The sequence below is a fragment of the Comamonas sp. JUb58 genome (assembly GCF_004364775.1).
Taxonomy (GTDB): domain Bacteria; phylum Pseudomonadota; class Gammaproteobacteria; order Burkholderiales; family Burkholderiaceae_C; genus Comamonas.
In genome coordinates this window covers 109,147-130,106 of record NZ_SOAL01000006.1, presented here as the reverse complement: position 1 = coordinate 130,106, position 20,960 = coordinate 109,147, and the positions used below count along the sequence as shown (strand labels likewise).

20 protein-coding genes are annotated in these 20,960 nt (G+C 63.2%); 8 read left to right on the top strand and 12 right to left on the bottom strand.

Features of this window, described 5'->3' with window-relative positions:
• Positions 1-23: 23 nt before the first annotated feature.
• The 9 genes from EDF71_RS08095 to ppa form a co-directional block, all read right to left on the bottom strand.
• Entirely contained in the window at positions 24-947 is a 924-nt protein-coding gene (locus EDF71_RS08095; protein WP_021025091.1) for an ABC transporter permease, read from the bottom strand.
• Between the two features lie 49 nt (positions 948-996).
• A complete protein-coding gene (locus tag EDF71_RS08090) occupies positions 997-2,058 on the bottom strand; it encodes an ABC transporter permease (RefSeq protein ID WP_133856076.1) in 1,062 nt (353 codons plus the stop codon).
• A 9-nt stretch (positions 2,059-2,067) separates the two neighbouring features.
• Complete coding sequence (locus EDF71_RS08085) at positions 2,068-3,642, bottom strand: ABC transporter ATP-binding protein (protein ID WP_133856075.1); 1,575 nt, start codon at positions 3,640-3,642, stop codon at positions 2,068-2,070.
• 137 nt (positions 3,643-3,779) lie between these two features.
• Positions 3,780-4,784, bottom strand: coding sequence for a BMP family protein (locus tag EDF71_RS08080; RefSeq protein ID WP_133856074.1), 1,005 nt, complete (start codon positions 4,782-4,784; stop codon positions 3,780-3,782).
• Between the two features lie 411 nt (positions 4,785-5,195).
• Positions 5,196-5,537, bottom strand: coding sequence for a hypothetical protein (locus EDF71_RS08075; protein WP_133856073.1), 342 nt, complete (start codon positions 5,535-5,537; stop codon positions 5,196-5,198).
• Positions 5,538-5,554: 17 nt separating this feature from the next.
• Complete coding sequence (locus EDF71_RS08070; protein ID WP_133856072.1) at positions 5,555-5,953, bottom strand: phage holin family protein; 399 nt, start codon at positions 5,951-5,953, stop codon at positions 5,555-5,557.
• 107 nt (positions 5,954-6,060) lie between these two features.
• Positions 6,061-6,378, bottom strand: coding sequence for a DUF883 family protein (locus EDF71_RS08065; protein ID WP_133856071.1), 318 nt, complete (start codon positions 6,376-6,378; stop codon positions 6,061-6,063).
• Positions 6,379-6,612: 234 nt separating this feature from the next.
• Positions 6,613-7,725 (bottom strand): NAD(P)/FAD-dependent oxidoreductase, encoded by a 1,113-nt coding sequence (locus tag EDF71_RS08060; RefSeq protein ID WP_133856070.1) that lies wholly within the window; start codon positions 7,723-7,725, stop codon positions 6,613-6,615.
• Positions 7,726-7,862: 137 nt separating this feature from the next.
• Positions 7,863-8,390, bottom strand: a complete 528-nt coding sequence (gene ppa / locus EDF71_RS08055) for an inorganic diphosphatase (RefSeq protein WP_116927687.1) — start codon at positions 8,388-8,390, stop codon at positions 7,863-7,865.
• A 262-nt stretch (positions 8,391-8,652) separates the two neighbouring features.
• On the opposite strand from ppa, the gene EDF71_RS08050 reads away from it, so the two are divergent.
• From EDF71_RS08050 to EDF71_RS08030, 5 genes are all read left to right on the top strand, one after another.
• On the top strand, positions 8,653-10,086 hold the full coding sequence (locus tag EDF71_RS08050; protein ID WP_116927686.1) for an aldehyde dehydrogenase family protein: 1,434 nt from the start codon (positions 8,653-8,655) through the stop codon (positions 10,084-10,086).
• A 250-nt stretch (positions 10,087-10,336) separates the two neighbouring features.
• Entirely contained in the window at positions 10,337-10,966 is a 630-nt protein-coding gene (locus tag EDF71_RS08045) for a DUF2889 domain-containing protein (RefSeq protein ID WP_133856069.1), read from the top strand.
• Positions 10,967-11,411: 445 nt separating this feature from the next.
• Positions 11,412-12,395, top strand: coding sequence for a TRAP transporter substrate-binding protein (locus tag EDF71_RS08040; RefSeq protein ID WP_133856068.1), 984 nt, complete (start codon positions 11,412-11,414; stop codon positions 12,393-12,395).
• 91 nt (positions 12,396-12,486) lie between these two features.
• A complete protein-coding gene (locus tag EDF71_RS08035; protein WP_133856067.1) occupies positions 12,487-12,993 on the top strand; it encodes a TRAP transporter small permease subunit in 507 nt (168 codons plus the stop codon).
• On the top strand, positions 12,986-14,281 hold the full coding sequence (locus tag EDF71_RS08030; protein WP_133856066.1) for a TRAP transporter large permease subunit: 1,296 nt from the start codon (positions 12,986-12,988) through the stop codon (positions 14,279-14,281). The genes EDF71_RS08035 and EDF71_RS08030 overlap by 8 nt, the downstream gene beginning before the upstream one ends.
• A gap of 62 nt (positions 14,282-14,343) precedes the next feature.
• Here the strand turns inward: EDF71_RS08030 and EDF71_RS08025 are convergent, their stop codons facing one another.
• From EDF71_RS08025 to EDF71_RS08015, 3 genes are all read right to left on the bottom strand, one after another.
• Positions 14,344-15,234: a LysR family transcriptional regulator gene (locus tag EDF71_RS08025; RefSeq protein WP_021025105.1), complete on the bottom strand. Its 891-nt coding sequence runs from the start codon at positions 15,232-15,234 to the stop codon at positions 14,344-14,346.
• Between the two features lie 82 nt (positions 15,235-15,316).
• Positions 15,317-16,720: a D-serine/D-alanine/glycine transporter gene (cycA, locus tag EDF71_RS08020; RefSeq protein ID WP_133856065.1), complete on the bottom strand. Its 1,404-nt coding sequence runs from the start codon at positions 16,718-16,720 to the stop codon at positions 15,317-15,319.
• Positions 16,721-16,851: 131 nt separating this feature from the next.
• Positions 16,852-17,715, bottom strand: a complete 864-nt coding sequence (locus EDF71_RS08015; RefSeq protein ID WP_133856064.1) for a hypothetical protein — start codon at positions 17,713-17,715, stop codon at positions 16,852-16,854.
• On the opposite strand from EDF71_RS08015, the gene EDF71_RS08010 reads away from it, so the two are divergent.
• The 3 genes from EDF71_RS08010 to EDF71_RS08000 all read left to right on the top strand — a co-directional run bounded on the left by EDF71_RS08010 (position 17,660) and on the right by EDF71_RS08000 (position 20,924).
• On the top strand, positions 17,660-19,183 hold the full coding sequence (locus EDF71_RS08010) for a CoA-acylating methylmalonate-semialdehyde dehydrogenase (protein ID WP_133856063.1): 1,524 nt from the start codon (positions 17,660-17,662) through the stop codon (positions 19,181-19,183). The two genes, EDF71_RS08015 and EDF71_RS08010, sit on opposite strands and share 56 nt — an antisense overlap.
• Before the next feature lie 68 nt (positions 19,184-19,251).
• Positions 19,252-19,677, top strand: coding sequence for a lysozyme inhibitor LprI family protein (locus tag EDF71_RS08005; protein ID WP_133856062.1), 426 nt, complete (start codon positions 19,252-19,254; stop codon positions 19,675-19,677).
• Positions 19,678-19,757: 80 nt separating this feature from the next.
• Positions 19,758-20,924: an acyl-CoA dehydrogenase family protein gene (locus EDF71_RS08000; protein ID WP_133856061.1), complete on the top strand. Its 1,167-nt coding sequence runs from the start codon at positions 19,758-19,760 to the stop codon at positions 20,922-20,924.
• The last annotated feature ends 36 nt before the right edge of the window (positions 20,925-20,960 follow it).

The window sequence follows — 20,960 nt, the reverse complement described above, 5'->3', positions numbered from 1 at the left end:
CATCGTGGGGCGCGAAGCGCGGCTCAGCGCTCGCCTTTGCGGTAGGGTTTCATCAAGGCCTGCGGGTAGGCGGCTTTGCGGGCCACCAGCACCAGCGCCAGGATCGACAGCAGGTATGGCAGCATCAGATAGAACTGGTAGGGCACGAGGCCATCGCCCGACTGCTGCAGCCGCAGCTGCAGCGCATCGAAGAACGCAAACAGCAGCGCGCCCAGTAAGGCCTTGCCCGGCCGCCAGGATGCAAACACGACCAGCGCCACACAGATCCAGCCCCGGCCGTTGACCATGTTGAAGAAAAAGGCATTGAAGGCCGACAGGGTCAGGAAGGCACCGGCCACGCCCATCAGCGCCGAGCCGGCAATGATGGCACCACTGCGCACCGCCATCACAGCCACGCCCTGGCCTTCTGCGGCTTGCGGGTTCTCGCCCACCATGCGCACCGCCAAGCCCAGCGGCGTGCGAAACAGCACCCAGGCCAGCAACGGCACCAGCAGTAGCGCCAGCAAGGTCAAGGCGGTCTGGTCGCCCAGAATCGGGATCGGCAGCCAGTCCATGGCCTCAAACGGCGTGATCGTGGGCGGCGTGTTCACCTTGGGAAAGCTCACCCGGTAGCCGTAGTACGACAAGGCCGTCGCCAGCATGGTAATGCCCAGGCCCGATACGTGCTGCGACAGCGCCAGACCCACCGTCAGCCAGGCATGCAGGCTGCCCAGCACCGCGCCGGTGAGTGCGGCCACCAGCACCCCCGTCCACAGGCCATGGCCGGCATACACGGTCAGCCAGCCGGTAAAGGCACCGGCCACCATGATGCCTTCGATGCCCAGGTTCAGCACCCCGGCGCGCTCGCACAGCAGCACACCCAGGGTGCCCAGCAGCAGCGGCGTGGCCGTACGCAGCACGGCCACCCAGAAAGAGGCATTGGCCAAAATATCCATCACGTCGCTCATAGGGCACCTCGCGCTGCGCTTTGTTCTTGGGGTTTCAACATCGCAGCTCTCACTTTCTGCGCAAGCGGTATTGGGTCATCAGGCTGGCCACCAGCACCGACAGCAGCGAGGCCGCCACGATCACATCGGCAATCGCATTGGGCACGCCCACGGCGCGGCTCATGCTGTCGGCCCCCACCAGCATGCCTGCCACAAACACGGCCGAGGCCACCACACCCAGCGGGTGCAGGCCCGCCAGCATCGCAATCACGATGCCGCTGTAGCCATAGCCGGGCGACATGTCCAGGGTCAGGTAGCTGGTGCGGCCTGCCACCTCGATGGCGCCGGCCAGGCCTGCGAGCCCGCCCGACAGCAGCGCCACCAGAACCACGGTGCGGGTCACCGGCACACCGGCAAAGGCCGCCGCGCGGGGGTTGGCACCGGCAGCGCGGATGTCAAAACCCGGCACCGCCCGCTGCAGCAGCAGCCACAGCGCTACGGCCAGGCCCACGGCGATCAGCAAGCCATTGTGCAAACGGGTCTGCGCAATCAGCTTGCCCAGTTCCAGGTCACCCTGCAGCGCCACGCTCTGCGGCCAGCCCATCGCCATTGGGTCTTTCATCGGGCCATCAAGCAGATAGGACACTGCCAGCAGCATGACAAAGTTCAGCAGCAAGGTGGTCACCACCTCGTCCACGCCCAGCTTGGTCTTCATCAAGGCGGGGCCCAGCAGCAAGGCCGCGCCAGCCAGTGCTGCTGCCAGCAGCATCAGCGGAAACAGCAGATAAATGGGCAGCTCAAAGCCCGTGCCGCCATGCATGCCCCCCACGGCCACGGCCGCCACCGCGCCGGCGTAGAGCTGGCCCTCGGCACCGATGTTGAACAGCCGCGCCCGGAACGCCACAGCAGCGGCCAGACCGGTCAGGATCAGCGGCACGGCACGCGTCAGGGTCTCGGACAGCGCAAACAGCGAGCCAAAGGCCCCTTTGAACAGCGCCACATAGGTGGCACCCACGGGCGCGCCCGCCCACAGCACCAGCAGGCCGCTGATGGCCAAGGTAAATACCACGGCACCCAAGGGCGCAGCCACCATGGCCAGCTTCGAGGGGGTTGCTCTTTTTTCTATACGCATTGCAGTCTCTCAGCCCTGGCCCACAGGCGCTGTCATAGGAGATCCGGCCATGGCCAGACCGATGGTCTCGCGGCTCCAGTCCGCAAAAGGCAGCACGGGCGACAGGTGGCCCTCGTGCATCACGCCGATGCGGTCACCCAGCGCCAGCACCTCGTCCAGATCGTCCGAGATCAGCAGCACGGCAGCGCCCGCATCGCGGGCCGCCAGCAGCTGCTGGTGCACAAAGCGCACCGCGCCAATGTCCAGGCCCCAGGTGGGTTGGTGCGCCACAATCAGGCGCGGCGCCATGCCATCGGCGCCCTGGGGTGCCAACAACGCCCGGCCCAGGATCAGCTTTTGCATATTGCCACCGGACAGCGAACGGGCCGGCGCATCCAGCCCGCCGCCGCGCACATCGAACTGCTGGGACACATGCTGGGCCTGGCTGCGTGCCTGCGCACGGCGCACCCAGCCCCAGCGCGAAAACCAGGGGCTGCGCAGCCGCTCGGAGACGGCGTTTTCCCAGACCGGCAAATCACCGACCACGCCGGTGCCATGGCGGTCTTCCGGGATGCGCGCCACGCCCTGGGCGACCAGGGCCACGGCCGACGCCGGCATGGGCGCACCCAGGTACTGCACCGTGCCCTGGCCCGGGCGGCGCATGCCGCAGAGCATATCGGCCAAGGCCACCTGGCCGTTGCCCGAGACACCGGCAATCGCCACCATCTCCCCGGCCCTGAGCACCAGCGACACATCCACCAGGCGATCGCGCGCGGTGGATTTGGCCGAGGCCGTCGTATGCACATTGCGCAGGCTGCAGACCTCATCCCCCACTTTGGACGCAGCTTGGCGCTCGGGCAGGCTCACCGCCTCGCCCACCATCCACTGCGCCAGCTGCGCCTGGGTGCTGCCGGCGGTGGGCGCCTCGGCCACCAGCTTGCCGTGCCGCAGCACGGCCACGCGGTCGGCCACGCGCAACACTTCGCCCAGCTTGTGGCTGATGAAGATGATCGACAGGCCTTGGGCCACCATCTGGGACAGGGTCGCAAACAGCGCCTCGCTCTCCTGCGGAGTCAGTACGGCAGTCGGCTCATCCAGAATCAAGATCTTGGCGCCCCGGTACAGCGCCTTGAGGATTTCCACCCGTTGGCGCTCGCCCACCGACAGGCTGCCCACGCGCGCATCCGGATCGACCACCAGGCCAAACTGGCGCGCGACCTCGACCAGCTTGGCGCGGGCCTGGCGCTTGGCCGACTGCAGGCGCAGCAGCGATTCGCTGCCCACCATGATGTTATCCAGCACGCTCAGGTTGTCGGCCAGCGCAAAGTGCTGGTGCACCATGCCGATGCCGGCGGCCAGCGAGGCACGCGGCTGGCCCGGCGGCAGCGGCTGGCCCATCACCGCGATCTGCCCCTCCTCGGCCACATAGTGGCCAAACAGGATCGACATCAGGGTGGATTTGCCCGCACCGTTCTCGCCCAGCAAGGCCACGATCTCGCCCCGGTGCAAGGTCAGCGAAATGGAATCATTGGCCACCAGGGGGCCAAAGCGTTTGGTGATGCCATGCAGCTGGAGCACGACAGGAGAGGAACTTGGAGGTGACATGGGCAAAGGGGCCGCTGGGTTCGCTGGGCAGGCGACAGGGCCTGGTCGCTGGCACAAAAACAGCCCCGGTATTTGCCGGAGCTGGAAATGGGTGGCGCCGTGCTGGGGGCACAGCGCCTATGCAATCCAAGCCCGGCTTACTTGGCCGTGGACTTGGGTTGCGAGTCGTCGACCTTCACGACGAACTTGCCCGACAGGATGTCGGCCTGCTTGGCCTGCACCTTGGCGATCAAGTCGGCTGGCAGCTTCTTCTCGAAGGTGCCAAACGGTGCCAGCGACGAGCCCTTGTACTTCATCATCGAGTACGGGCCGTAGTCCTCAGCCTTGTAGCTGCCATCCTTCACGGCCTTGATCGCGCGCTCCACGCTGGGCTCCATGTGCCACAGGGCCGAGGCCACCACGGTATCGGGGTACTGCGCCTGGGTGTTGATCACATTGCCAATCGCCAGCTTGCCCTTTTCCTTGGCGGCATCGCTCACGCCAAAGCGCTCGGCGTAGAGCACATCGGCGCCCTTGTCGATCATCGCAAAGGTGGCTTCCTTGGCCTTGGGTGGATCAAACCAGCTGTTGATGAAGCTGACGGTGAACTCCACCTTGGGGTTCACTTCCTTGGCGCCCGCCATGAAGGCGTGCATCAGGCGGTTGACTTCGGGGATGGGGAAACCGCCGACCATGCCGATCTTGCTGGTCTTGGTCATGCCACCGGCCACCATGCCCGACAGGTAGGCAGGCTCCTGGATGTAGTTGTCGAACACGCTGAAGTTGGGCGCCTGGACCTTGCCGGACGAGCCCATCACAAAGGCGGTCTTGGGGAAGTCCTTGGCCACCTTGCGCGCTGCCGCTTCCACACCAAACACCTCGCCAAACATCAGCTGCGCGCCGCCCGTGGCGTACTCGCGCATCACGCGCTCGTAGTCGGCATTGGCCACATTCTCGCTGGACTTGTACTCGATCTCGCCACGCGCCTCGGCAGCCTTCAGCGCCTCGTGGATGCGGCTGACCCATTGCTGTTCATACGGCACGGTGTAGACCGCCGCGACCTTCACCTTGGTCTGCGCCCAGGCCGGTGCAGCCGACAGGCCGGCCAGCGCGAGGGGAAGCGCAGCCAGGCAGGTTTGAACAATACGACGCCGTGTAGTCATCAAGAAACTCCTTAGGGGTGAGATCCACTTGCGATCAAGTGGGCGGGCGAGAGAAGCAAGTTCTGTACCGTGTGTTGTGCCCACATGCTGCATCTGCTGGTGGTCGCTCTTTTTTTGAGAGCAACAGTGTTCGACTGGACTAAGCACACCACAGGTTTGCAAGGCCAAAAACACGCACAAAGCAGACGCAACACGCAATGCGTATATACACAGCGCGCCGCGCATTCTAACCAGATAAGCGGGGCTTGAAACCGTATTTTCACTATGCGTCAACCAGCGACAAGCGGGCTGTCCCTATGGCCGGGACTGCGCAGCTGGCGATAGCCGATGAAAAAACCGCCATGCTTTGCGGCATGGCGGTCGGGGATCAGGGTGTCAGTGGCGGCGCCGGGGCAACCTGGGCACCGCGGCTCAGTGGTTGCGGCGCAGCTTCATCACAATCGGCATCGCAATGGTGGCCATGCGGATCAGCTTGCGCGGCCCCAGCAGCAGGCCGGCGCCGACGAGGCCGGCGCAGACGACGGGATGCTCACGGCCAAAGTTGATCAGGCGCTCGACCAAGGTGCCATAGGCCATCGGGTTGTGCTGCGGGGCACCACCGGCATCACGGCGCAAGGCCAGTGCCTGTTCGCGCGCCAGGCGGCGGCCATCGAGGCGTTCGCGCTGGTTTTGGATGCGCAGCAGCACTTCGCGGGCCTCTGGATCGGTGGCCTGCAGCAGTTGCAGGTCAGCGTCTTTGCTTGGGTTGATCATCGCTTGGGTCCCCCGCATTACTTGAGACGGCCCTTGACGGCTTGCCAGTCCTGGCGCAGCACGGTCTTGGTCAGTTGGAAGGGGTTGGCCGCCTTCTTCGTGGTCAGGTAGATGAAGGCCAGCACACCCAGCCACAGCACCAGCCACACACCAGCCACCAGCCAGGTAGCCAGCATGCGGTTGGGCGTATCCCAGAAGGAAATGATGATGGCACCCGAGAGCACCGTCAGGGCCACAATGGTCAGACCTGCGACCACCAAACCCATCAGGACCAGCCAGATCAGGTTCTTTTTCTGCTCCTGCCATTCAATGGCCAGCAGATCCATTCGGTCTTCAGCCGCTATGGCGCTTTCAGACAGCAAGGCGCGAAAACGCGCCAGCATGTCATCCACGCCCAGCACAGACAACCAGTTCATGGACTCTCCTCGTGCATATGGGGCACCTGGGTGCCCCTTGTTCTTGGTGTCGGCCCGGCGGGCCGTGCCAGCGCGGCTATGGTGCCGGCGCTGGCTTCGGGCTCAGCTTAGCGGCGCGAGAAGATAAAACCGATCAAGGCACCTACGGCCAGCGCGGCACCGGCAACGCGCCATGGCTCGTCATGCGCATAGCGGTCTGCGGCCAGCGCAGCTTCCTTGGCCTGGCGGGCGGCTTCCTGCGCAGCGCGCACAGCGCCTTCGCGGGCGTCACCGGCTGTGTCTTCCAGACGTTGGCGCAGTTGCTTGATATCGGGCACGCCGTCCAGGTCCTTGCTGGACAGCACGCCGCGCAGATCGCTCACCAGTTTTTCCAGATCAGCCTGGGCATTCTCAACGGTATCGCTCAGCAAATTGGATTTACGCATGTTCATCATCCTTTTCTTGGTCAGGCTACAGGAAAGTTCCGGCTACACGACGGGCAGCACAGGCAGGCCGCTACATCGCGTTAGCTCCGTTACATGTTAACGGAGAAACATACAGCTTCGGGTTCCGATATGCAGCCCTGCCTGTCAGAAGATTCCGACTATCGCCGTCAAACTGCAGCTTTTGTCGCATTTATGTGCGCATCACGGATCCAGCGCCAATCCCGTCGGCTGCCTTCAGCCCGCATCCTGCGCCACCGCTTGGTTCACTGCCTTGGCAATTGCCAGGCAACTGGTCAGGCCGGGCGACTCGATGCCCAGCAGATGGAACAGTCCCGGCGCGCCATGCACCTCAGGCCCTTGCAGCACAAAGTCGGCGTCTGGCTCGCCCGGGCCGCTGATCTTGGGGCGGATACCGGCGTAACCTGCGGCCAGCGCACCATCCTGCAGACCGGGCCAGTAGCGGCGCACAGCCGCATAAAAGGCGTCGCCGCGCGCGGGATCCACCACCAGGTCGTCAGCACTGGCCACCCACTGCACGTCGGGGCCAAACTTGGCTTGGCCGCCCAGGTCCAGGGTCAGGTGTACACCCAGGCCGCCCACTTCGGGGACGGGGTAGATGAGCTGCTTGAACGGCGCGCGGCCGCCCAAGGTGAAATAGTTGCCCTTGGCATAGTGGGCCCTGGGCAGCTGCGACCCATCAGCGCCTTCAAACTTGCGCGCCAGATCGGGCGCCCACAGGCCTGCGGCATTGACCACGGTCCTGGCCTGCAGCTCGGTGCCATCTTCGGTGCGCAGCAGAATGTGGCCATCCTGGCATTGGGCAGCGGCCAGCGGGCTGTTGAACACCACCATGCCACCGGCGTTTTCCAGATCGCCCTGCAGGCTCAGCATCAGCCCATGGCTGTCCACAATGCCGGTGCTGGGCGAATGCAAGGCGGCCACGCATTCCAGCTCGGGCTCCATCGCCCTCGCCTCGTCGCGGCTCAGCAGCACCAGGTCATCGACGCCATTGGCGGCGGCATGGCGGGCAATGTCCTGCAGCTTGGCGCGCTGTGCCTCCGAGGTCGCCACGATCAGCTTGCCGCAGCGCTGGTGGTCAATACCGCGTTCCTGGCAGTAGGCATACAGCAGGGCCTTGCCCTCCACACACCAACGCGCCTTGCGCGAGCCTTGGGCGTAGTAGATGCCGGCATGGATCACCTCGCTGTTGCGCGAGCTGGTGCCCGTGCCAATGGCGTCCTGCGCCTCCAGCACCAGCAACTCACGGCCCGCCAAGGCCAGTTCACGGGCGACCGCCAGCCCCACCACACCTGCACCAATCACCACGCAATCGACGACATCAGCCACTTGCTCGCTCCTTTGCTTTCTGTATGCCTGCCAGCTTAGCGCCTGGCGCATCGCCCAAAAGCAAAAAGCCGGTTAAAAACCGGCTTTCGTCAGCGTTGCCTGCCCAGGGCCGCAGGGCCCCGGCAGGTGGCGCCTTCTTACTTGTTGTAGTTGGCGATGCCGTCCACGATTTCCTTGTGGGCTTCGTCCACACCCTTCCAGCCCAGCACCTTCACCCACTTGCCCTTTTCCAGGTCCTTGTAGTGTTCGAAGAAGTGCGAGATCTGCTGCAGCACCAGGTCATGGATGTCGCTCAGGTGGTTGATCTTGTCGTAGGCTGGCAGAAGCTTTTGGGTGGGCACAGCCAGCACCTTGCCGTCCACGCCGGACTCGTCTTCCATGTGCAGGATGCCGATCGCGCGGCAAGGCACCACCACGCCGGTAGGCAGTGGGAAAGGTGTCATCACCAGCACGTCCACGGGGTCGCCGTCGCCCGACAGGGTTTGGGGCACATAGCCGTAGTTCACGGGGTAGTGCATGGCGGTGCCCAGGAAGCGGTCCACGAACACGCAACCCGAATCCTTGTCCACTTCGTACTTCACAGGAGCGGAGTTGGCCGAGATTTCGATCACAACGTTGAAGACATCAGGGGCCTTGGAGCCAGGGGTCAGTTTTTCGAAGGACATGCGATTCCTATGAGGTCAATTGAATGGAGGGCCGACAGCGCGCGAGCGGCCCGCCAGCGGCAAAACCCCGTGATTTTAGGTGCATTGGCCAGCCATTGCCCAAAAAATGCCTACAGCCTGGCCAAATGGGCCGGTCAAACCCGTGACAACCGCGGGCTCATCCCGGTAGGCGCTGGCCCATTCCTGCGCTATCGTGGTGGCCGTTTCGAGCCTGCCATCTGGCAGACTCAGCAGCCTATTGCACCCAGAACGGAACAACGCCATGCAATTGCATTACATCGCCAACGCCTCTGTGCCCTCGCTGTCGGGCAAGACCATTCCCGTCATCGACCCGTCCGACGGCCAACCCTTTGATGAAATCCAGCGCGGCAATGCGGAAGACGTGGACCACGCGGTGCAAGCCGCGCGCCTGTGCTACGACAACGTATGGCGCAAGACCAGCCCCGCTGAGCGCAGCCGCCTGATGATGCGCCTGTCGGCCAAGGTGCTGGAGCATGCCGACGAGCTCGCCGCCATCGAGCAGCGCGACTGCGGCAAGCCCACCAAGCAGGCCAAGGCCGATGCGCTGGCCCTGGGCCGCTATTTCGAGTTCTATGCCGGCGCAGCCGACAAGCTCCACGGCGAGACCATTCCCTACCCCAATGATTTCAGCGTGCTGACCTGGCGCGAGCCCCATGGCGTGACCGGCCACATCGTGCCCTGGAACTACCCGATGCAGATCTTTGGCCGCTGCGTGGGTGCGGCACTGGCGGCAGGCAATGTCTGCGTGGTCAAGCCTTCTGAGGATGCCTGCCTGAGCCTCATCCGCGTGGCGCAACTGGCAGCCGATGTGGGCTTCCCTGCCGGCGCGATCAATATCGTCACCGGCTTTGGCCATGAAGTGGGCGATGCGCTGGCCCGCAACCCCGATGTGGACCACATCAGCTTTACCGGCAGCCCCCGCATCGGCACCTTGATCGAGCAGGCTGCTGCCGAACGCCACTGCCCCTGCACCCTGGAGCTGGGCGGCAAGAGCCCGCAGATCGTGTTCGCCGATGCCGATCTGGATGCCGCCATCCCGACCATCATCAACGCCATCATCCAGAACTCCGGCCAGACCTGTTCGGCCGGCTCGCGCCTGCTGGTAGAGCGCAGCATCTACGAAACCCTGCTGGCCCGCCTGGGCAGCGCCTTTGAAGCGCTGCGCGTCGGCCCCGCCAGCCTGGACCTGGACCTGGGCCCGCTGATCCGCCAGACCCAGCAGCAACGCGTCTGGGATTTTCTGAGCGATGCGCACAACGACGGCATCTCCGTCGTCGCCCAAGGCCAGATCATCGATGAAGCCCCAGAAGGCGGCTACTACCAGGCCCCTACCCTGCTGCGCGATGTGCCGGTGGACCACCGCCTGGCCCAGGAAGAGATCTTTGGCCCGGTCCTCAGCGCCATGGCCTTCGACAGCGAAGAAGAAGCCATCAAGATGGCCAATGCGACCCAGTTTGGCCTGGTGGCCGGCGTCTGGACGCGCGATGGCGGCCGCCAGTTCCGCGTGGCCAAGCGCCTGCGCAGCGGCCAGGTCTTCATCAACAACTACGGCGCCGGCGGCGGCGTGGAGCTGCCCTTTGGCGGCACCAAGGCCAGCGGCCATGGCCGCGAAAAGGGCTTTGAAGCGCTGTACGGCTTTACCACGCTGAAGACCGTCGCCATCCGCCACGGTTGATACCGGGCTTGCGGGCACTTCGGGTGCCCTACCCCCTAGCGCCGCCCCTGCTCTGCAGCGGCGGCGCGTTTGTTTTTACAATAGAGGGCTGTGCGCAGCCGACAGCCCGCCTGTCACCTGCTGCACAGACAGCCCGCAGCAACAGTCGCATAGTGATCAGCACTGTTGGCATGGCAGCGCAGCCAGCTTGCGCCGTCTGCACCAAACCGGGTCATTCATAAAAAACAATCCCACCGCGACACCCTCTCCCATGCCTTTGTCTCCCGTCCCCAACCGCGTCCCCAAACATTTGCGCGATGTGCGCTACCGCAGCTTCGAGCGCGAGGATGGGCTGTGGGATGTAGAAGGCGAACTGGTGGATACCAAGGCCTATGACCTGGTGCTGTCCGGCGAGCGCAAGCGCAAAGCCGGAGAGCCCATTCACCACATGTGGATTCGCTGTACCATTGATACAACACTTACAGTTGTTGCGATCGAGGTGGCGATGGATGCCCACCCGCTGGGTGAGTGCCCGCTGGCCCTGCCCGCCATGCAGAAGATGGTGGGCTGTTGCATGGCCCGGGGGTGGCGCAAAGCCATCGAAGCCAACCTCGGCAACATCGAGGGTTGCACCCATATGCGCGAGCTGTTGTTCAACATGGCGACCGCCGCCTTCCAGAGCGTGAACCAGGCCTTTGCGCGCCCCCAATCGGACCAGCCACCCCGCCATCTGGGGCAGTGCAAGGGCTGGGATTTCAATGGCGCCGGCGTCGCCACCATCTACCCCCAATTCATCGGTTGGCAAGCGCCCAAGCCAGGCAGCACCGGCGCTGCAGCGGTGGCAACCACTAGCGCCAACCCCGCCGACAAGCCTGCCGACGACAGCACCAACAAGGGCTGAACCGCCGCCCTAGGGCACCGCTGCCTCCACCCAGCCACCACCGCGCTCCAGCCGCCGTGGTGGCTTTTTTACGCCCGTATTTTTCAGGTTTCTGCGGCTTCTTAAGGCTGTCTTAAGGTCTTGCTGGGGCATCCCCCAGCCTGTTCAATTTTTGAGCAGACCTGGTATTAACCCTAGGACACTATGACGGCAAAAATAATGGACGTGTTCGTTCAAAATCAAAATTCGTTGAACAATTTTTAATACCACATCCCACAAAAGAGAATTTGAAACCTACAAAAATTAATTATTGTTGAAACCCCGTATAGCGTTACTTTGCAATAACTGTTAATTTTGGCAAACAATTCACCAGCATAGCAGTTGTTTCTGGCACTGCCGTGGCTGGTGATCGTATTCATCCCGGGCAGCATCTGCTGCGCCCTATTTATCTCTATAAGGATCCGTCATGAAGCGTCGCGTTTTTTGTGCCACCGCCACCCTGGTGGCCAGCTTCGGTTTTGCCACCGCAGCTGTTGCCCAAACCAAATGGGATTTCGCCACGGCGTATGCGCCATTCAACTTCCACTCCAAGAACAACGAGCAGTTCGTCAAGGATGTGGATGCAGCGACGAGCGGCAAAGTCAAAATCACTCCCCATTTTGGTGCATCGCTTTTCAAAATGCCCGAAATCAAGCGCGCCGTGCAAACCGGTAATGCGCAGATGGGTGAGTTCTTTCTGGTGAGCTTCCAGAATGAATCGCAGCTCTTTGGCGTTGACGGCCTGCCTTTCCTGGTCGACAGCTATGAGCAGGCATTCAAGCTCTACCAAGCCCAAAAGCCAGCGCTGCAAAAGCTGCTGGACAAGCAAGGCCAGGTGCTGCTGTATTCGGTGGCATGGCCACCCCAGGGCATCTACACCAAGAAGCCGATCAACTCGGTGGCTGACCTCAAGGGCATGAAGTGGCGCGTCTACTCGCCCACCACCGCCCGCATTGGCGAGCTGATTGGCGCGCAACCGGCCACCGTGCAAGAGGCCGAACTGTCCCAGGCGCTCGCCACCGGCGTGGTCGATGGCCTGATCACCTCGTCGGCCACCGGCGCTGACAACAAGCTGTTCGAAAACCTGAAGTATTACTACAACGTGCAGGCCTGGATCCCCAAGAATGCCGTGACCGTGAGCAAGAAGGCCTTCAACGCGCTGGGCAAGGCCGAGCAGGAAGCGGTGCTCAAGGCCGCTGCCGCTGCCGAAGAGCGCGGCTGGAAGGAATCCAAGGAAGTGGATGCCAAGTCGCTGGCGACCCTGAAGCAAGGCGGGATGAGCATCGAGCTGCCATCGGCCCAACTCAAGGCTGACCTGGCCAAGGTCGGTGAGACCGTGGTCAAGGAATGGACCGACAAGGCCGGCGCCGAAGGCAAGGCCATTCTGGACGCCTACCAGGCCTCCAAGTAAGCAACGGCCTCCTCTGTACAACCCATGCGGGGCCATCGCGGCCCCCGCTGGGCTGTGCAGTCAGCAACCTTTACTGCTTTGAATGACAAGCATGCGCAAGCTATTAAATGGACTGTATGACGCCTCTGCCTGGCTGGCAGGGCTGTCGATGATCGGCATCCTCGTGATGGTGCTGCTCACCGTGGTCAGCCGCCTGATCGGCTTCAGTGCCCCCGGCACCGATGCCTATGCCGGCTACGCGATGGCGGGAGCGGGCTTCATGGCCCTGGCCAGCACCCTCAAGAAGGGCGAACACATCCGCGTGACCCTGCTGCTGGGCGCGCTCAAAGGTGGCGCCTTGAAGACCATGGAAGTGATTGCCCTGGGCATCGCAACCATCCTCTCGGGCTTTCTGGCGTTCTATTCCGCACGCCTGGTCTGGCAATCCTGGGAGATCGATGACATCTCCGTGGGCATGGACGCCTCGCCACTGTGGATTCCGCAACTTTTTATGGCACTGGGTACCCTGGTGTTTTTTATCGCCTTTTGCGACGAGCTGGTACTGGAGCTGACAGGCAAACGCCAGGCTGTGGTCAAAGAGGACGCCCACCATGAATGAAATTACCGCCAGCATTGCGCTGATCGTGGTGCTGCTGGCCCTGTTGGGCGGCGGCGTCTGGGTGGGTCTGACCCTGGCCGGTGTGGCCTGGTTTGGCATGGAGTTCTTCACCGCCCGCGCGGCTGGGGACGCGATGGCGATGACCATCTGGGGATCGGCCAGCAGCTGGACCTTGACGGCGCTGCCGCTCTTTGTCTGGATGGGCGAGATTCTCTACCGCACGAATTTATCGGAGAGCATGTTCCGGGGCCTCGCACCCTGGGTCAACCTGCTGCCCGGCCGCTTGCTGCACACCAATGTGATCGGCTGCACGATTTTTGCGGCGGTGTCCGGCTCCTCGGCCGCCACCTGCGCCACCGTGGGCAAGATGAATGTGCCTGAGCTGATGAAGCGCGGCTACCCCGAGAACATGGTCATCGGCTCCCTGGGCGGCCCGGCCACCCTGGGCCTGCTGATTCCGCCATCGATCATTCTGATCGTCTACGGCGTTGCCGCTGAGATGTCGATCTCCAAGCTCTTCATGGCCGGCGTGCTGCCCGGCATCATGCTGGCCCTGATGTTCAGCGGCTGGATCATCATCTGGTCCCTGCTCAACCCGAACAAGATCCCCAAGGCCGATGGCACGATGAGCTTCAAGCAAAAGCTCTATGAGTCCCGCCACCTGATTCCGGTGGTGCTGCTGATCGCTTCGGTGATTGCCAGCATCTACTCGGGCATTGCGACCGCCACCGAAGCCGCAGCGATTGGTGTGCTGGGCTCCCTGGTGCTGTCTGCCGCCCAAGGCGCGCTGACCTGGAAGAACTTCAAGGATTCGCTGTTCGGTGCCACGCGCCTCTACTGCATGATCGCGCTGATCCTGGCCGGTGCCTCGTTCATGACCCTGTCGATGGGCTATATCGGCCTGCCACGCCAACTGGCCGAGTTCGTCGGCAGCCTGAACCTGTCGCCTGCGATGCTGATCATTGTGCTGGGTATCTTCTACATCCTGATTGGCTGCTTCCTCGACGGTATCTCCACCATCGTGCTGACCATGGGTGTGGTGCTGCCCATCATCCACGCCGCAGGCATCGATCCGCTGTGGTTCGGCATCTTCCTGGTGATCACCGTGGAGACCGCCCAGATCACGCCGCCGGTGGGCTTCAACCTGTTCGTGCTGCAAAGCATGACGGGCAAGCAGATCACCTACCTGGCCCGCGTCTGCGCACCCTACTTTGTGCTGATGGTGCTGGCCCTGGTGATTCTCTGGTTCTTCCCCGAGATCGTCACCGTGCTGCCCAACAACATGTAAAGCGCGCGTTGATCCGCTACGAACCGGCTGCCCAGGCAGCCGGTTTTTTTATGCGCCAGCGCTCAGCACAGCAGCAGGTCCTGCTGCTCCTGCACCGTGGCCTGCAAAAAGCGCCAAACCACCTGGATGCCGGGCACTGAGCGCAGCTCGGGCGGCATCGACATCCAGAAGGTGCGGGTGAACTGGGCCTGCTCCGGCAGCACGCGCTGCAGTAACGGGTCCTTGTCGGCCAGAAAGCCGGGCAGCACCCCCAGGCCCGCGCCGGTGCGCACGGCGGTGTACTGCGCCAGGATGCTGGTGCTGCGAAAGCTGAAGCGCTGCGGCGCGCTCAGGCTGTCGAGGAACTGTAGTTCCTTAGTGAACAGCTGGTCGTCGACATAGTGCACAAAGCGGTGGCTGGCCAGGCCTTCGGTCGAGGTGATCAGCGGGTGGCGCGCCAGGTATTCGCGCTGGCCATACAGATAAAGGCGGTACTCGGTCAGGCGGCTAGTGACGACGGTATCGCGCACCGGGCGCTCCAGCGAGATGACGATATCGGCTTCGCGGCGCGAGAGCTGCAGCATGCGTGGCACCGCTAGCAAGTCGATCGTCAGCAAGGGGTAGCGCTGGGCCAGCAAGGCCAGGTGCTTGGCCAGCACCTGGGTGCCAAAGCCTTCGGTCACGCCAATGCGCACCACGCCGCTGGGGGTTTCGGCGCTTTGGCTAGCCGCAATCGGGGCGATGCCGCGCGCAATCTGGTCCATGGCCTCGGCGCGTGGTTGAAGCTGGCGGCCGGCATCGGTCAGCTTGTAGCCGCTGCCCTCGCGGGTGAACAAGGTGGCGCCGAGCTGCTTTTCCAGCGCCTGGATGCGGCGCGACACCGTTGTGTGCTCCACCCCCAGCGCCTTGGCCGCCCCCACCAGGGTGCCCGCCTGCACCAAGGCCCAGAAAAAGCGCAAATGATCCCAATCCATGCCAGCCCCTTGTCGATGTTGCACAGCATTATTGTGCAAATTTGCAACAGGGGCAGCAGACCGTGTTGGTGCCTGGCTCCGATCAGCCCTGTTTGGCGCGCTTGCGCTGCCAGGCGTAAGCCAGGCCCAGCAGCACAAACCAGGCCGGCGTGGCGATCAGCGCCTGGCGCGTGTCCAGCTCCAGGCTGAGCAGCACCAGCACGGCGGCAAAGAAGGCCAGGCAGACCCAGCACATGAACACGCCGCCCGGCATGCGGTAGTGGGAGGCCTTGTGCAGCTCTGGGCGCTGCTTGCGGTAGCTGATATAGGACAGCAGGATCAGCGACCAGACAAACATGAAGAGGATGGCCGAGACGGTGGTAACCAGGGTGAAGGCTTCCACCAGGTTGGGCACCACCCACATCAAAAAGGCACCGCCAAGCAGGCAGACGCAGGAAAACAGAAGCCCGCGCGAAGGCACGCTGCTGGCCGAGAGCTTGCCAAAGGAGCGCGGAGCATCACCCTTGAGCGCCAGCCCAAAGAGCATGCGGCTGGTGGAGAACACGCCGCTGTTGGCCGACGAGGCGGCGGAGGTCAGCACGACAAAATTGATCACGCTGGCCGCTGCAGGCAGACCGGCCAGCACAAACAGCTCGACAAAGGGGCTCTTGCTGGGCACCACATCGCGCCAAGGCGTGACGGCCATGATGGCGATCAGCGCGCAGACGTAGAAGATGATGATGCGGATCGGGATGGAGTTGATCGCGCGCGGCAGGGTGCGGTGCGGGTCCTTGGCCTCGGCGGCCGTGGTGCCGACCAGTTCGATACCAACAAAGGCAAACACCGCAATCTGGAAGCCGGCAAAAAAGCCCATGGCCCCATGGGGGAAGAGCCCGCCATCGTTCCAGAGGTTGGCGATGTTGGCCTGGCGCCCGGACGGCGAGCTGAATCCGGTGCTGACCATGTACAGGCCCGTGCCCACCAGCGCAACGATGGCCACAATCTTGATCATCGCAAACCAGAACTCGATCTCGCCAAACAGCTTGACGGTCAGCAGGTTGAGCGACAGCAGCACCGCCACACAGGCAATCGCTGGTGCCCACTGCGGCAGATCAGGCCACCAGAACTGGGCATAGGCCGAGATCGCAATCACATCGGCAATGCCGGTGATGATCCAGCAGAACCAGTAGGTCCAACCGGTGAAGAAACCGGCCCAGGGGCCCAGCAGGTCGTCGGAGAAATCGATGAAGGACTTGTACTGCAGGTTGGACAGCAGCAGCTCACCCATGGCCCGCATCACAAAGAACAGCATGATGCCGATGATGGCGTAGACCAGCACGATGGAGGGCCCCGCCAGGCTGATGGTTTTGCCAGAGCCCATGAAGAGCCCTGTGCCAATGGCGCCGCCGATGGCGATCAGCTGGATATGGCGGTTGCTGAGATTGCGTTGGAGATCGTCGGTGCCATGCTCGGCCCTCGATTGCTCCGCTGGGGCCTGTTTGTTCATAGAGTAAAGCGCCTTGCGTTAGCGAAAAAGATAGTGCGCTTTCCGGGTTGAGCCCAGGACGCACCGCGAAGGTGCGCAAGGATAAAACAGCGTTTGGCCTGAAAATACAAAATGGTTATTTTGTTGCGCAACTAATTGTGCAAAGCCAGCAATTTACCGCCTACCCGCTTCGCCAATGCCTGCAAAGGCGCGACAGCGCTGCTTTCCAATACTGACAGCGGATAACAGTCGGTATCGATATCGATACTGACCAAACTCAGGCCTTGGCTGCGCAGGTAGTCGCCCGCCTCCTGCAAGGCCTCATGGTTCAGCGCCTTGCTGCCCGCCAGCGCTTGCAGGTCCAGCCCCCGCTGCTGCACGGTTTGCAGCTGCTGCAGCGCCCAGATGGCATCGTCCATGTTCAGCTTCCAGTCCAGCTCAAAGTTCTGCTTGCGGCGCTGCAGTCCCTCGACCAGCGCCAGCCATGGCGTCACGTGTTCCGGCTCTTCTATCCCTCGGTTGATCAACTCATCGGCAAAGCGGTCGAGGTACTGCGCCGGCTGCTCGATCGCTTGCCGCACCTCGCCCCAGAGTTCATCGCTATCGTCCAGGGCCAGCGTCTGGCCGAGGGCCATGCACAAGGCCTGCCAATCGTCCATCTTGGGCTCCGATAGGGTTTCAGGCGCAAGCGCATGCGCCGCACCCTCGTCTGGCACAGGCGGCTTGGCGCCTAACAGCTGACCGATTTTGTCCAACCAACCCATGGCAGTCTCCTTGTTACAAGCGATCAAAACAGTATGCACCAGGCCGCCGGCAAGCCGGCAGATGTGCAGGACCGCACAGCCCTGTGCAGCCAACCTCTTGTTTGGGCGAATGCGCACATCTACTATGTGCAGTAACGGTAGCTTGCCCGCTGGCAGCCTGCCGCCGCTCGTGACCCAGATACCCAGGAGACAAAACATGAACGCACCGCAATCCACCAGCACCTTGGCGCCAACCGTCAAGCTGTTGATCAACGGCCAACTGGTCGAATCCAAGACCACGCAGTGGCGTGACGTAGTCAACCCTGCCACGCAGCAGGTGCTGGCCCGCGTGCCTTTTGCCACGCCCGAAGAGATCAACGCTGCGGTGGCCAATGCCAAGGAAGCGTTCAAGACCTGGAAGAAAACGCCCATCGGCGTGCGCGCCCGCATCTTCCTCAAACTCCAGCAGCTGATCCGCGAGAACATGAAGGAGCTGGCCGCCATCCTGACGGCTGAGCAAGGCAAGACCCTGCCCGATGCCGAAGGCGATGTCTTCCGTGGCCTGGAGGTGGTGGAGCATGCGGCCAACATCGGCTCGCTGCAGCTGGGTGAGCTGGCCAACAACGTGGCCAATGGTGTCGACACCTATACCTTGAACCAGCCACTGGGTGTGTGCGCCGGCATCACCCCCTTCAACTTCCCGGCGATGATCCCGCTGTGGATGTTCCCGATGGCCATTGCCACTGGCAACACCTTTGTGCTCAAGCCCTCCGAGCAAGACCCGATGGTGACCATGCGCCTGTGCGAGCTGGCCCTGGAAGCCGGCGTACCCCCTGGCGTGCTGAACGTGATCCACGGCGGCGAAGACGCCGTCAACGCCATCTGTGACCACCCCGATATCAAGGCGATCAGCTTTGTCGGCTCGACCAAGGTGGGCACCCATGTCTACAACCGCGCCTCGCTCAACGGCAAGCGCGTGCAATGCATGATGGGCGCGAAGAACCACGCCATCGTGCTGCCCGACTGCAACAAGGAGCAGTCGCTCAACGCGCTCGCTGGTGCCGCTTTTGGCGCGGCCGGCCAACGCTGCATGGCCTTGTCGGTGGTGGTGCTGGTGGGCGAGGCGCAGAAGTGGATCCCCGAGTTGGTCGAAAAGGCCAAGACCCTGAAGGTGTCTGCCGGTACCGAAGCGGGTACCGATGTGGGCCCGGTCGTGTCCTGCCAGGCGCTGTCGCGGGTGGAAAGCCTGATCGAGCGCGGCATTGCCGATGGTGCCAAGCTGGAGCTCGATGGCCGCAAGCCCGCCGTCGCGGGTTTTGAAAAGGGCAACTTTGTCGGCCCAACCGTCTTCTCCGGCGTCAAGCCCGGCATGGCCATTTATGACCAGGAAATCTTCGGCCCCGTGCTTTGCATTGCCGAGGCCGCCGATATCGATGAGGCCATCGCCTTCATCAACGCCAACCCCAATGGCAACGGCACGGCGATCTTCACGCAAAGTGGCGCCGCTGCGCGCAAGTTCCAGGAAGAGATCGATGTCGGCCAGATCGGCATCAATGTGCCTATCCCTGTGCCCGTGCCACTGTTCTCGTTCACCGGCAGCCGCGCCTCCAAGCTCGGCGATCTGGGCCCCTACGGCAAGCAAGTGGTGATGTTCTACACGCAGACCAAGACGGTGACGGCCCGCTGGTTTGACGACAGCACCATTGCCCATGGTGTGAACACCACCATCAGCCTGAAGTAAGCGGACTTGGCGAACACTGCAGCGGGCCTTTGCCGGACCGCTGCTGTTTTGCGGCGATGATCTGGGCTATGCCCCATTCCTTCGCATCCCGCCCAGCGCTGCTGGCTCTGTTTTTTGCAGCCTCGGCTGCCCTCGCGCCGCAGACCGTGCTTGCCCAGGCAGGCGCGGCCTGTGTGAGCGGCGGCAGCACCGAGCAAACCAATGCCTGTGCAGTGCAGGCCTTTCAGCAAGCCGATACCGACAACAACATCCTGTATGGCGATGTCATGCGCATTCTGTCGGCGCACGAACGCCCTGCCTTGCGCCGCGACCAGAACGAGTGGATACGCCAGCGCGCCGCCACCTGCAAAAAGCAGCAGGCCGCGCATGAGGCCCAGCCCGACTGGCCGCGCCGCTACCACGAATGCCTGGTGGCCGAAATCGGCAAGCGCAAGAAGGAGTTGATGGTCTGGCTGCAAGAAGGCCCACCGCCCGAGCTGCTGCAAAAACCATAGCCAGCCGCGTTCACCACAAAACGGTGCTGCCCGGGCCTCGCATGCCCGGCGCAGCACGATAAGAGACAGGAGACAAGCCCATGGATTTCGAGCTATCAGAAGACCAACGCGCCTTTGCCGACACCGCGCGCGCCTTTGCCCAGACCGAGCTGGCCCCGCATGCCGCGCACTGGGATGCCGAGGCCGTCTTTCCCCGTGAGGCGATTGCCAAGGCAGGCGAGCTGGGCTTTTGCGGCCTGTATGCCCCCGAAAACGCAGGCGGCCTGGCGCTGCCCCGGCTTGATGCCACCCTGGTGTTTGAGGAGCTGGCCGCCGTAGACCCCTCCACCACCGCCTTCATCACCATCCACAATATGGCGACCTGGATGCTGGGCACCTGGGCCAGCGATGCGGTGCGCGAGGAATGGGGGCCCCTGCTTGCCAGCGGCCAGAAGCTGGCCAGCTACTGCCTGACCGAGCCCGGTGCCGGCTCGGACGCCGCCTCGCTCAAGACCCGGGCCGAGCTGGTGGGCCATGACTACATCATCAATGGCAGCAAGGCCTTCATCAGCGGCGCCGGCGCCACCGACATGCTGGTGCTGATGGCCCGCACGGGCGATGCGCAATCGGGTGCCTCGGGCATCAGCGCCTTTGCCGTGCCCGCGCACCTGGAAGGCATCAGCTACGGCAAGAAGGAAGAAAAAATGGGCTGGAACAGCCAGCCCACGCGCGTGATCAGCTTTGACAATGTGCGCATCCCCGCCATCCACCTGCTGGGCCGCGAGGGCGAAGGCTTCAAGATTGCGATGAAGGGGCTCGACGGCGGCCGCATCAATATCGCCACCTGCTCGGTGGGCGCGGCCCAGGGCGCGCTCACCCAGGCGCAAAGCTATATGCAGGAGCGCAAGCAGTTCGGCAAGCCGATTGCCAGTTTTCAGGCGCTGCAGTTCAAGCTGGCCGACATGGCCACCGAGCTGGTCGCCGCACGCCAGATGGTGCGCCTGGCCGCCAGCAAGCTCGATGCCGGTGCGCGCGATGCCTCTACCTACTGCGCGATGGCCAAGCGCTTTGCGACGGATGCCGGCTTCAATGTCTGCAACGATGCGCTGCAACTGCATGGCGGCTACGGCTATATTCGTGAGTACCCGCTGGAGCGCCTGATGCGCGACGCCCGGGTGCACCAGATTCTGGAAGGCACCAACGAGATCATGCGGGTCATCATCGCCCGGCGCATGCTCGATGGGGATGCGCCTGAGGCCATCCGCTGAGCAGGCGCTGCCTTGCCCCCTCCTGCCCAAGCACCC

Bases quoted from the DNA above. Each gene is read 5' to 3' on its own strand.
- EDF71_RS08085 (WP_133856075.1), bottom strand. From the start codon at position 3,642: ATGTCACCTCCAAGTTCCTCTCCTGTCGTGCTCCAGCTGCATGGCATC.
- EDF71_RS08075 (WP_133856073.1), bottom strand. From the start codon at position 5,537: ATGATCAACCCAAGCAAAGACGCTGACCTGCAACTGCTGCAGGCCACC.
- EDF71_RS08045 (WP_133856069.1), top strand. From the start codon at position 10,337: ATGCCTTTGTCTCCCGTCCCCAACCGCGTCCCCAAACATTTGCGCGAT.
- EDF71_RS08080 (WP_133856074.1), bottom strand. From the start codon at position 4,784: ATGACTACACGGCGTCGTATTGTTCAAACCTGCCTGGCTGCGCTTCCC.
- EDF71_RS08095 (WP_021025091.1), bottom strand. From the start codon at position 947: ATGAGCGACGTGATGGATATTTTGGCCAATGCCTCTTTCTGGGTGGCC.
- EDF71_RS08030 (WP_133856066.1), top strand. From the start codon at position 12,986: ATGAATGAAATTACCGCCAGCATTGCGCTGATCGTGGTGCTGCTGGCC.
- EDF71_RS08070 (WP_133856072.1), bottom strand. From the start codon at position 5,953: ATGAACTGGTTGTCTGTGCTGGGCGTGGATGACATGCTGGCGCGTTTT.
- EDF71_RS08035 (WP_133856067.1), top strand. From the start codon at position 12,487: ATGCGCAAGCTATTAAATGGACTGTATGACGCCTCTGCCTGGCTGGCA.
- EDF71_RS08050 (WP_116927686.1), top strand. From the start codon at position 8,653: ATGCAATTGCATTACATCGCCAACGCCTCTGTGCCCTCGCTGTCGGGC.
- EDF71_RS08005 (WP_133856062.1), top strand. From the start codon at position 19,252: ATGCCCCATTCCTTCGCATCCCGCCCAGCGCTGCTGGCTCTGTTTTTT.
- ppa (WP_116927687.1), bottom strand. From the start codon at position 8,390: ATGTCCTTCGAAAAACTGACCCCTGGCTCCAAGGCCCCTGATGTCTTC.
- EDF71_RS08025 (WP_021025105.1), bottom strand. From the start codon at position 15,234: ATGGATTGGGATCATTTGCGCTTTTTCTGGGCCTTGGTGCAGGCGGGC.
- EDF71_RS08040 (WP_133856068.1), top strand. From the start codon at position 11,412: ATGAAGCGTCGCGTTTTTTGTGCCACCGCCACCCTGGTGGCCAGCTTC.
- EDF71_RS08000 (WP_133856061.1), top strand. From the start codon at position 19,758: ATGGATTTCGAGCTATCAGAAGACCAACGCGCCTTTGCCGACACCGCG.
- EDF71_RS08065 (WP_133856071.1), bottom strand. From the start codon at position 6,378: ATGCGTAAATCCAATTTGCTGAGCGATACCGTTGAGAATGCCCAGGCT.
- EDF71_RS08010 (WP_133856063.1), top strand. From the start codon at position 17,660: ATGAACGCACCGCAATCCACCAGCACCTTGGCGCCAACCGTCAAGCTG.
- EDF71_RS08090 (WP_133856076.1), bottom strand. From the start codon at position 2,058: ATGCGTATAGAAAAAAGAGCAACCCCCTCGAAGCTGGCCATGGTGGCT.
- cycA (WP_133856065.1), bottom strand. From the start codon at position 16,720: ATGAACAAACAGGCCCCAGCGGAGCAATCGAGGGCCGAGCATGGCACC.